The 9,757-nt window shown below is 64.2% G+C and carries 12 protein-coding genes; 2 read left to right on the plus strand and 10 right to left on the minus strand.

Features of this window, described 5'->3' with window-relative positions:
- Window positions 1-3: 3 nt before the first annotated feature.
- Window positions 4-456: a YaiI/YqxD family protein gene (locus tag WEB61_RS16255; RefSeq protein ID WP_368065399.1), complete on the plus strand. Its 453-nt coding sequence runs from the start codon at window positions 4-6 to the stop codon at window positions 454-456.
- Here the strand turns inward: WEB61_RS16255 and msrB are convergent.
- Both msrB and msrA read right to left on the minus strand, forming a co-directional pair.
- Window positions 453-959 carry a peptide-methionine (R)-S-oxide reductase MsrB gene (gene msrB, locus WEB61_RS16260; protein ID WP_368065388.1) on the minus strand — a complete coding sequence of 169 codons (507 nt, stop codon included), beginning with the start codon at window positions 957-959 and terminating at the stop codon, window positions 453-455. The two genes, WEB61_RS16255 and msrB, sit on opposite strands and share 4 nt — an antisense overlap.
- 9 nt (window positions 960-968) lie before the next feature.
- On the minus strand, window positions 969-1,583 hold the full coding sequence (gene msrA, locus WEB61_RS16265; RefSeq protein WP_368065389.1) for a peptide-methionine (S)-S-oxide reductase MsrA: 615 nt from the start codon (window positions 1,581-1,583) through the stop codon (window positions 969-971).
- A gap of 167 nt (window positions 1,584-1,750) precedes the next feature.
- On the opposite strand from msrA, the gene WEB61_RS16270 reads away from it, so the two are divergent.
- Window positions 1,751-2,548, plus strand: coding sequence for a DUF2189 domain-containing protein (locus WEB61_RS16270; protein WP_368065390.1), 798 nt, complete (start codon window positions 1,751-1,753; stop codon window positions 2,546-2,548).
- 6 nt (window positions 2,549-2,554) lie between these two features.
- Here the strand turns inward: WEB61_RS16270 and ccoS are convergent, their stop codons facing one another.
- The 8 genes from ccoS to WEB61_RS16310 all read right to left on the minus strand — a co-directional run.
- Window positions 2,555-2,734, minus strand: a complete 180-nt coding sequence (ccoS, locus tag WEB61_RS16275) for a cbb3-type cytochrome oxidase assembly protein CcoS (protein ID WP_368065391.1) — start codon at window positions 2,732-2,734, stop codon at window positions 2,555-2,557.
- Window positions 2,731-4,950, minus strand: a complete 2,220-nt coding sequence (locus WEB61_RS16280; RefSeq protein WP_368065392.1) for a heavy metal translocating P-type ATPase — start codon at window positions 4,948-4,950, stop codon at window positions 2,731-2,733. Before WEB61_RS16280 ends, ccoS begins: the two co-directional genes overlap by 4 nt.
- Complete coding sequence (locus tag WEB61_RS16285) at window positions 4,947-5,480, minus strand: FixH family protein (protein WP_368065393.1); 534 nt, start codon at window positions 5,478-5,480, stop codon at window positions 4,947-4,949. The genes WEB61_RS16280 and WEB61_RS16285 overlap by 4 nt, the downstream gene beginning before the upstream one ends.
- Window positions 5,477-7,009, minus strand: coding sequence for a cytochrome c oxidase accessory protein CcoG (ccoG, locus tag WEB61_RS16290; RefSeq protein ID WP_368065394.1), 1,533 nt, complete (start codon window positions 7,007-7,009; stop codon window positions 5,477-5,479). The genes WEB61_RS16285 and ccoG overlap by 4 nt, the downstream gene beginning before the upstream one ends.
- Window positions 7,010-7,091: 82 nt before the next feature.
- Window positions 7,092-7,982 carry a cytochrome-c oxidase, cbb3-type subunit III gene (gene ccoP, locus WEB61_RS16295; RefSeq protein ID WP_368065395.1) on the minus strand — a complete coding sequence of 297 codons (891 nt, stop codon included), beginning with the start codon at window positions 7,980-7,982 and terminating at the stop codon, window positions 7,092-7,094.
- Window positions 7,979-8,209 carry a cbb3-type cytochrome c oxidase subunit 3 gene (locus tag WEB61_RS16300; protein WP_368065396.1) on the minus strand — a complete coding sequence of 77 codons (231 nt, stop codon included), beginning with the start codon at window positions 8,207-8,209 and terminating at the stop codon, window positions 7,979-7,981. The genes ccoP and WEB61_RS16300 overlap by 4 nt, the downstream gene beginning before the upstream one ends.
- A gap of 8 nt (window positions 8,210-8,217) precedes the next feature.
- Window positions 8,218-8,949, minus strand: coding sequence for a cytochrome-c oxidase, cbb3-type subunit II (ccoO, locus tag WEB61_RS16305; protein ID WP_368065397.1), 732 nt, complete (start codon window positions 8,947-8,949; stop codon window positions 8,218-8,220).
- A 10-nt stretch (window positions 8,950-8,959) separates the two neighbouring features.
- Window positions 8,960-9,757: cbb3-type cytochrome c oxidase subunit I (locus tag WEB61_RS16310; protein ID WP_368065398.1), on the minus strand; the 798-nt coding region annotated here is incomplete at its 5' end.

Consider the following 9,757-nt stretch of genomic DNA (forward strand, 5'->3'; position numbering starts at 1 on the left):
GCGATGACCGAAATCTATGTCGATGCCGATGCCTGCCCGGTGAAAGACGAAGTGGTGCGGGTCGCCGAGCGCCACGGCCTCACCGTCCACATCGTTTCCAACAGCGGCATGCGGCCGACCGGCCATCCGCTGGTGCGGCCGGTCGTCGTTCCGGAAGGTCCCGATGTCGCCGATGACTGGATCGCGGAACGCGCCGGCATCGGCGACATCGTCGTCACCGGCGACATTCCGCTTGCCGCCCGCGCGCTCGAACGAGGCGCGGCGGCGATCGGGCACAATGGCAATCCCTTCACCGCCTCAAGCATCGGCATGGCGCTTGCGATGCGCGATCTGATGCGTGAGCTGCGCGAGACCGGTGAATCGAAGGGCGGCGGGCCCGCTTTTTCGCGCGCCGACCGCTCACGCTTCCTGCAGGCGCTTGAAAGCGCCGTGCAGGTGGCGTTGAAGGCGCGTTAGGCGTTGGCCGGAATGAAGGTCATCGCGACGCCGTTCATGCAGTAGCGCAGTCCCGTCGGCGGCGGGCCGTCTTCGAAGACGTGGCCCAGATGCCCGCCGCAGCGGCGGCAATGGACTTCGGTCCTGACCGTGAAGAAGCTGCGATCCTCCGAGGTCCCGATCGCGTTTTCGAGCGGCTCGTAGAAACTCGGCCAGCCGGTACCGCTGTTATATTTCGTCGCGGAAGCAAAGAGCGGCAGGTCGCAGCCGGCGCAGTGATAGGTGCCGATGCGTTTCTCCTTGTCGAGCGGGCTCGTGCCGGCGCGTTCGGTGCCGTGGCCGCGCAGCACGCGATATTGCTCCGGCGTCAATTGAGCGCGCCATTCGGCGTCCGTCTTCGTTACCTCGAATGTCGGCGTCGCCGCCTCGTCGGCCTCGGCGTTCTTGCCGCGCAGTGTCAGTCCGGCGGCGGCGAGCGCCGCGGCAACCGCCGTTCCACCCAGGAAATTCCGTCTGGACATCATGCTCATCTCCTAGTGCCCGCCCGCTTCGTCGCCCCAGATCTGCTTCAGCCGCTGGTCGCGTCCACAGCCCCAGCGGTAATAGGCGTAGCGCGCGGGATTTTTCAGATAGTAGTCCTGATGATAGCTCTCGGCCGGATAAAAGGGAGCGGCTTCGAGAATTTCAGTGACGATCGGCAGGCCGAGGCGGCCCGAAGCCTCGAGTTCGGCTTTCGAGGCTTCGGCCAGTTCCTTCTCCCGCGCGTTACCGTAGAAAATGGCGCTGCGATATTGTGGCCCGGCGTCGCAGAACTGCGCATTGGCGCGTACGGGATCGATGTTGCGCCAGAAAACATGCAACAGCTCCTCGTAGCTGACGCGGGCCGGGTCGTAGACAATGGCGACGGCCTCGATGTGGCCCGTCGTGCCGGACGACACTTCCTTGTAGGTCGGATTGGCCTTCTCGCCGCCGGTGTAGCCCGACGTTGTGCGGATGACGCCGTCGAGCTTGTCGTAGGGCGGCTCCATGCACCAGAAGCAGCCGCCGGCGAAAATCGCGACGGCTTCTCCGGCCGCTGGCGTTTCGGCGGTGGCCGCCGGCGCGGTCAGGATGGCCCAGAGGCCAAGCAGGATGGCAAAGCGCTTCAATTCAAAATCTCCTTCGATCTGACGTGCAGCCTACGCCTTCCCGGCCGGTCCCGATTTCAATTCGTTCTCACGACTTTGCGAGCACCCGCATAAGCCACATGGACGGCGGGGTTATTCGCCGCTAGCATGCAGACAGTCAGGCGGTTTGATCGGGAGGAGAGACTGCCATGAGTGATATGTCGTCGCAGTTCGGCGCGGCGGGCGGCGGGGCGCGGTTGCCGGAAATCCGGACGATCCGGGCGGATGCGCCCTGGGTCTGGCTTGCCCGCGGCTGGGCCGATATGTCGAGCGTTCCGGCAATCAGCCTTGCCTATGGCGTTGGCTTTTTCCTGATTTCGCTGTTGCTCGTTTGCGCGCTTTTTCTTTTCAACCTCGGCGCGCTGGTGCCGGTCATGGCCGCGGGCTTCCTGCTGGTCGGCCCGATGCTTGCTGTTGGCATGTATGAAGCGAGCCGCCGGGTCGAAGCGGATTTGCCGGTGCGGCTTGCCGATGTTGCTTTCGTCTCCACACGCAGTCCGGCGCAGCTTGCCTTTCTCGGCGCGATGCTGATGGGCGCGATGCTGATCTGGGTGCGCATCGCGACGCTTCTCTTCGCGTTGTTCTTCGGCACGCAGACGATGCCCCAGCTTGACGAATTTGTGCCCGCGTTGCTGCTGACACCGCACGGGCTCGGACTCCTCGTTGTCGGTACGGTGGTGGGTGGCGCGCTGGCGTTCATATGTTTTGCGATTTCGGTCGTCTCGGTGCCGATGCTGATGGCGCGCGATGTCGACGCGGTAACTGCGGCGCTCACCAGCATCGAGACGGTCAGGCGCAATTTCTGGCCGATGATGATCTGGGGCTGGATCATCGCCTTTTTTACAGCCTTCGGCATCGCCACGCTGTTTGTCGGCCTGATCGTCGTCTTCCCGCTGCTTGGCCATGCAACATGGCACGCCTATCGGGCTCTGGTCGCCGAAAGCTGATTGTTGCTATGAGACAGGTCTGTCGTCGCCCGGTCCGTCGTCTTCCGGGTCTTCGTCGAACAGAATGCGCTCGGCCGCGCCTTCGAGGTCGTCATACTGGCCGCTTTTGAGCGACCAGAGAAAGGCGGCGAGGCCGAGCAGGCCGAGCAGCAGCGCCGCCGGGACAAGAAAGACAAGAATGTTCATGACAGCGGCGCGGCAGGCTTGCGCCGGTTCAGCCGCATTGCGTTGGCGATCACCGTGATCGACGAACTCGACATTGCGATGGCGGCGACGAGCGGCGTCACAAAGCCCGCGACGGCAAGCGGTACGGCGACGGCGTTGTAGGCAAGCGCGAGGCCGAAATTCTCGAAGACGAGACGGCGCGATTTGCGCGCGACGTCGATCGTTTCGACAACAGGCGCAAGGCGCGCGCCCTGGAAAATGAAATCGGCCGCCGTCTGGCTGACATCGGCAGCGTCCGCCGGCGAGATCGAGACATGCGCGGCGCGCAGCGCCGGCGCGTCGTTGAGGCCGTCGCCGATCATCAGAACCTTGCGGCCGGCACGCGCCAGTTCCTCAAGCCGGGCGATTTTTTCGGCGGGCCGCGCGGCGGCGCGCCATTCGGCGATGTCCAGCGTTTCGGCAACGGCGCGCACCGCCGGTTCGCGGTCGCCCGACAGCAATTCGATCGCAAAGCCTTTTCGCTTCAAGGCGTCGATTGCCGCCTTGGCGTCAGGGCGCAACGTATCGGCGAAGCGCAGACAGACGGGTTCGGCCGTGCCGTGCCGGAGCCAGAGTTCGGGACCCGCATGCTGCGCCGTGGCGCTGCGCCCGCCGGCGAAACCGGCATTGCCGAGGCGGACGGGATCGGTTCCGAACCGCGCTTCCATGCCCATGCCGGGAACTTCGGTTGCGTCGCTCAGCGTCAGCGGGGCGATGTCGCCACCGACTTCTGCGAGGGCGCGGGCCAGCGGATGGCGGCTCAGCCGCGCCAGTGCGACGGCGAGCGCGAGGTCGGCGGGTGCGATGTCGCCGCCATTGACGAGCTGTGGCCGGCCGAGCGTCAGCGTGCCGGTCTTGTCGAAGACCACGGTGTCGGCCTGAGCCAGCCGTTCGAGCCCGTCGGCCGCTTTCACGAACACGCCCTGCCGGATCAGGCGGCCCGTTGCCACCACCTGTACCACGGGCACGGCGAGGCCAAGCGCGCAGGGACAGGTGATGATCAGCACGGCGATCGCATGCGTCAGCGCCATTTCCCAATGCGCGCCGAGCCAGAACCAGAGGATCATCGTCGCAAAGGCCATGATGTGAACGGCGGGCGAATAGATGCGCGCCGCGCGGTCGGCAATCCGCACATAGCGCGCACGGCCCTGTTCGGCCGATTCCATCAGCCGCACGATCTCGGCCAGCAGCGAATCGTCGTCGCGTTTCGTCACGCGCATGGTCAGCGGCGCGCCGATATTGAGCGTGCCGGCATAGACGGCCGATCCCGGCTTCACCGCTTCGGGCAGGCTTTCGCCGGTGACGAGGCTCGTATCGATGTCGCTCACGCCGGTCAGGATTTCACCGTCGGCCGGAATGCGTGCGCCGGCGGCAATCGCCAGCCGCATGCCGGGTTCGACATTCTCGACGGCGACCGAGCGCTGCGCGCCGTCGGGACTCATCACGGTCGCCGCGATCGCGCGCAGGCCGAGCAGGTTTTGCGCCGCCGAGCAGGCGCGGGCGCGCGCCTGCATGTCGAGATAGCGTCCGATCAGCAGGAAGAAGAGCAAGGTTACGCTGGCGTCGAAATAGACATGCCGCGCGTTGACGATGGTCTGCACCAGGCTCATCGATGTTGCGAGAATGACGGCCAGCGCAATCGGCACGTCCATGTTCATCGTGCCCGCCCGCAGCGCCTTCAGCGCTGAGCGGAAAAAAGGCTGTCCGGCATAAGCCACCGCCGGCAGCGCGATCAGCGCCGAAACCCAGTGAAAGAAGGCGCGCGTCGTCTCGTCCATATCGGTCACGAGGCCCGACCAGACCGATACCGACACAAGCATCACATTGGCGGCGGCGAAACCGGCGACACCCATCGCGCGCAACAGCGTCTTCATCTCGTTTTCATCGAGTGCGGTTGCGAGACGGGAATCGAAGGGTACGGCGGCAAAGCCCGCTTCGGCGAGCCGCGCGACGATCGCGCCGGCCTGCAGCTTGCGCGGATCCCAGCGTACGGCAACCCGCTTTGTCGACAGGTTGGCGCGGGCATATTCGACGCCGGGCAGTTCGTGAAGACCGCGTTCGACCTTGCGCAGACATCCCGCGCAATGCATGTCCTGCACCACGAGATCGAGGCGCGCGCGGCCACCCGGCGCCTCGCGCACAAAGAGGCCGGGGTCCGGTCTTGCGGGATCGAGCAAGGCCTCGGCGGCGGGGTTCATCGATCGGCGCTCCGGCCGACGACAACGCGCTCTTCCTGCACGAATGTTTCGCCGCCCGGGCCTGTCGCGGCGATGCGCACCAGCCAGTTGCCGTCATGGGCGAGATCGAAAACCGTTCCGTAGATGCCGGGTGCGGCCTCGGCGAGCGGCAAGCGCCGATCTTCGCCGGCGGCGACCGGACGCCAGAAGGTGCCTTCGACTTCAAGGCCGGTCAGCGCCGTGCCGTCGGCCCGGGCGAAACGCACGGTCAAGCGCGTGCCGCCGTCCGGCGCCGGACCGGTGGCGATCGCCGCCGTCCAGCCAAGCAGGCGCTGCTCATCCATGCGCTCGAGAAGATGATTGTAGGCACGTCCCTTCTGATAGGCGCCCTCGACCTCCACGCCGTCGAATGTCGAAAGCGCCTTGTAGATGAAGACCCCGTTGACCGCGAAGACGATGCCGAAGAATCCGGCAAATCCGACGAGCACGCGCCGGCCCGTCAGCGTGCCGAAACGGGTCGTGGGCCGGTAATCGCTTCTCCCGACAGTCATTGTGCGGGCCCTCTGAAGCTCGATTCCCGCACGGCTGTCTCGCCGTTGTCGAGATCGGTTGCGACAAATGTCAGCGCGCTCTTGCCGCCGCGAAGCTGTTCCAGCCTGTCGGCCGGCAGGCTGACGAAAAATCTGGCGGTTCTCAGCGTATCGACCCCGACGACAACCGTCGAGCCCGCCTCGTCGGCGAGTGCCGGGCGGGAGAGTGCGGCGCCTTCGAGCCCTTCAATGTCGATCCGGAAAATGCGTTCCCGATGCTCCTTGTTGACGATCTTCAACTCATAGCCGTTGCGAATGCTGCCATCGGCGAGCGTCACAAAGAGCGGATTGCGGTCGGGCAGGATATTGACCTCGAGCGTGGACCGGTTGACGAGCGCGACCAGCATGATCAGGCCGACCAGCGCCAGCGCCGCCATATAGACGATGGTGCGCGGCCGCAGAATGCTGAGGCGCTGCGGCGCGCCCGCCGCGCGGCGCTGCTGATTGCTGAGCGTATCGTAGGCGATCAGACCGCGCGGCCGTTCCACACGGTCCATGATCGCGTCGCAGGCGTCGATGCAGAGCGCGCATTGAATGCATTCGAGCTGCATGCCGTCGCGAATGTCGATGCCCATGGGGCAGACGGCGACGCATTGGCCGCAATCGATGCAGTCGCCGCGGCCTTCCCAGCTTGTCCCTTTCTTGTGGGGCCCGCGCTGTTCGCCGCGATCTTCCTTGTAGGAAACCAGCAGCGATTCCTCGTCGAACATCGCGCCCTGGATGCGCGGCCAGGGGCACATGTAGATACAGACCTGCTCGCGGGCGATGCCGCCCAGCAGATATGTCGTGGAAGCGAAAGCGGCAATCGAGATATAGGCAATGGCCGGCGCTTCGAAGCGCGCAAGGTCGGCGGCCAGTGTCGGCGCATCGGCGAAATAGAAGACCCAGGCGCCGCCGGTCGCAAGCGCGATCAGAAGCCAGACCAGATGTTTCGCGGCCTTGCGCCCGACCTTTCCAGCCGTCCAGGGCGATCTGTCGAGGCGGATGCGCGCCGAACGGTCGCCTTCGAAAAAGCGCTCGACGTGAATGAAGAGATCGGTCCAGACCGTCTGCGGGCAGGCATAGCCGCACCAGACACGGCCGGCAACGCTGGTCACGAGAAAGAGGCCGAGCGCTGCCAGAATCAGCAGCCCGGTGATGTAGTAGAATTCCTGTGGCCAGATTTCCAGAAAGAAGAAGTAGAAGCGCCGCGCCGGGAAGTCGAGCAGCACCGCTTGGTCGGGCAGGTTGGGTCCGCGGTCCCAGCGCATCCATGGCGTGACGTAGTAGATCGTCAGCGTCAACGCCATGACGATCCATTTCAGACGGCGGAAGGTACCGCCGACCAGCTTGGGGTAGACCTTGACGCGGCTGGCATAGAGAGAGCGGAATTTCTCGGAATTGACCGCCGTATATCGTTCGCCCTCCCGGCCATGCGGATTGGCGGCTGCGCGGACATTGCCCGCCGCTTCCGCGGCGAGCCTTTCAAGGCTGGTGGCGCTGTCTGCCATTGTTTTACTCATATGGACACACGATTGCAGGGCGCGTGCGGACGCTACCCATCTATCGCGGCACTCATTCCTTCGAACGTGCCTACTCGCCGCCCCCGAGAGAATGAACATATAGCGTCAGAGCATTGATTGTGCCCGCATCGAGCCGCCCGCCCCAAGCCGGCATGACGCCACTGCGTCCGTTTGACACGGTCTCGATGATCGACGCGCGGTCGCCGCCATAAAGCCAGACGGCGTCGGTCAGGTTCGGTGCGCCGAGCTCGCGATTGCCCTGGCCGTCCGCGCCATGGCAGGTCACGCATTGCTCGCCGAAGATATCGGCGCCGCGCGCAGCGGCCTCCGCGTCGTTCGGCTGGCGGGAAAGCGCCAGCACGAACTCGGCCACATCGGCGATTTCACCGCGCGCCAGTATGCCGTCGCGGCCATAGGCCATCATCACGTTCTGGCGCGTGTTGTCGTCGGCTTCCCAGCGGATGCCGTGGGTTGCCGTATAGCGAATGTCTTCCAGCGTTCCGCCCCAGAGCCACACATCGTCGTTCAAGTTCGGGAAGCCCCACGAGCCTTGCGCACCCGAGCCGTGACAAGGCGCGCAATTATCGCCGAAGGCGGCCTTGCCGGCGGCCAGCGCCACTTCCATCAATGCCGCGTTACCCGCAACGTCTTCGGGCGCCAGCGTAGCGATCTGTTGCATCTCGTCGGCGCGGCCTTCGGCAATGGAGCCGAGCTCGCGCGTCACGACTTCCCGCTGGTCGTAGCCGATCACGCCTTTGGTGTAGGTCCAGCCTTCGGTCGAAAGATACGGCCAGGTCGGCATCACGACCCAGTAGGCAAACGACCAGATGATGCAGGCGTAGAACGTGTAGAGCCACCATTTCGGCAGCGGATTGTTGAGTTCGCGGATGCCGTCCCACTCATGACCCGTGGTCTCGACGCCCGTCACATCGTCTCTGTCGTTCTTCGGGCTCTCGCTCATTTCTCGGTCTCCGTGCGGTCGCCCGCCTTGTTGTCGTGCCTGTCGCCCGTCTTGTGGTCGGGCCCGTCGCCATCCTGGAGCGGCAGGCGTGCCAGCCTGTCGAACTTATGCTTGTTGCCGGGGCGCAGTGCATAGACGAGCACGCCGATGAACAGCGCCACCATCAGGATGAGGCCGCCCGCGCCCGCCCATGTCCGCACCAGTGAATAGGTTGTCTCCGGTTCCATCCTGCGGCCTATTGCTTGAAGTCGGTGGTTTCATAGGCGTTGAAATCGACCAGCGTGCCCAGCATCTGCAGATAGGCGACCAGCGCATCGAGTTCGGAAATCATCGCCGGATTGGCGTCGAAATCGCGGGCGAGAGCCTTGGGGTAGCGTTGCATCAATTCGTCGGTGTCGGCGAAAGGCGTTGCCTGCGCCTTGATATCGGCCTTGGCGTTGACGATCGCTTCGTCGTCATAGGGCACGCCGGCCATCGACAGGGCCCGCAAGGCACCCTCGATATTGCGGTAATCGAGCGGTGTTTCGGCCAGGAAAGAATAGCCGGGCATGATCGATTCCGGCACGACGCTGCGCGGATCCGCCATGTGCAGGCGGTGCCATTCGTCGGAATATTTGCCGCCGACGCGCGCGAGATCCGGCCCGGTTCGCTTCGAGCCCCACTGGAACGGATGGTCGTATTTGCTCTCCGCCGCCAGCGAATAGTGCCCGTAGCGTTCAACTTCCGCCCGCAACGAGCGGACCATCTGGCTGTGGCAGTTGTAGCAACCCTCGCGGATATAGATGTTGCGTCCGGCGAGTTCGAGCGGGCTGTAGGGACGAACACCCTTGACGTCCTCGATGGTGCTCTTGATCAGGAAAGTCGGAACGATTTCGACCAGGCCGCCGATGGCGACGACGATCAGCGTCAACACCAGAAGCAGCATCGGGCTCTTTTCGATCGTCGCGTGCGTGAACTTCTTTTTCATCGGTTCCCCCTCACTCGGCCGGCTGCGCGGCAGCGTGGACTGGAACCTGCAGGGGCTCGCTTTCACGGACGCGACCCTTGATGGTCATCCAGCAGTTGTAGACCATGATCAACGCTCCCGCGAGGAAGAGCACCCCGCCCAGGGCACGGATCACATAGAACGGATGCATCGCCTCGACGGTTTCGACAAAGGAGTATTCGAGGAAGCCCTGTGCGTCATAGGCGCGCCACATCAGGCCCTGCAGGATGCCCGACACCCACATCGAGGTGATGTAGAGAACGATGCCGAGCGTCGCGATCCAGAAGTGCCAGCTCACCAGCGCCATCGAATAAAGCCGCTCGCGTTTCCAGAGCCATGGCACGAGACAATAGACGGCGCCGAAGGAGACGAAGCCGACCCAGCCGAGCGCGCCGGAATGAACATGTCCGACGGTCCAGTCAGTGTAATGAGAGAGCGAGTTGACGGCCTTGATCGACATGACCGGTCCTTCGAAGGTCGACATGCCGTAAAAGGCGACCGAGACCACGAGCATGCGGATCACGGGGTCTGTCCTGAGCTTGTCCCATGCACCTGAAAGCGTCATCAACCCGTTGATCATGCCGCCCCAGGACGGCATCCACAGCATGATCGAGAAGGTCATGCCGAGTGTCTGCGCCCAGTCGGGCAGCGCCGTGAAGTGCAGGTGATGGGGGCCGGCCCAGATATAGAGGAAGATCAGTGACCAGAAATGGATGATCGAGAGGCGGTAGGAATAGACCGGCCGCTCGGCGCGCTTCGGAATGAAATAATACATCATGCCGAGGAAGCC

The organism is Parvibaculum sp. (genome assembly GCF_040882025.1).
Taxonomy (GTDB): Bacteria; Pseudomonadota; Alphaproteobacteria; order Parvibaculales; family Parvibaculaceae; genus Parvibaculum.

What these genes read in the sequence shown, in the direction of transcription:
- msrB (WP_368065388.1), bottom strand. Translation starts at nt 959, where the DNA reads ATGATGTCCAGACGGAATTTCCTGGGTGGAACGGCGGTTGCCGCGGCG.
- ccoG (WP_368065394.1), bottom strand. Translation starts at nt 7,009, where the DNA reads ATGGCAGACAGCGCCACCAGCCTTGAAAGGCTCGCCGCGGAAGCGGCG.
- ccoS (WP_368065391.1), bottom strand. Translation starts at nt 2,734, where the DNA reads ATGAACATTCTTGTCTTTCTTGTCCCGGCGGCGCTGCTGCTCGGCCTG.
- ccoO (WP_368065397.1), bottom strand. Translation starts at nt 8,949, where the DNA reads ATGAAAAAGAAGTTCACGCACGCGACGATCGAAAAGAGCCCGATGCTG.
- WEB61_RS16300 (WP_368065396.1), bottom strand. Translation starts at nt 8,209, where the DNA reads ATGGAACCGGAGACAACCTATTCACTGGTGCGGACATGGGCGGGCGCG.
- WEB61_RS16280 (WP_368065392.1), bottom strand. Translation starts at nt 4,950, where the DNA reads ATGAACCCCGCCGCCGAGGCCTTGCTCGATCCCGCAAGACCGGACCCC.
- WEB61_RS16270 (WP_368065390.1), top strand. Translation starts at nt 1,751, where the DNA reads ATGAGTGATATGTCGTCGCAGTTCGGCGCGGCGGGCGGCGGGGCGCGG.
- WEB61_RS16255 (WP_368065399.1), top strand. Translation starts at nt 4, where the DNA reads ATGACCGAAATCTATGTCGATGCCGATGCCTGCCCGGTGAAAGACGAA.
- WEB61_RS16285 (WP_368065393.1), bottom strand. Translation starts at nt 5,480, where the DNA reads ATGACTGTCGGGAGAAGCGATTACCGGCCCACGACCCGTTTCGGCACG.
- ccoP (WP_368065395.1), bottom strand. Translation starts at nt 7,982, where the DNA reads ATGAGCGAGAGCCCGAAGAACGACAGAGACGATGTGACGGGCGTCGAG.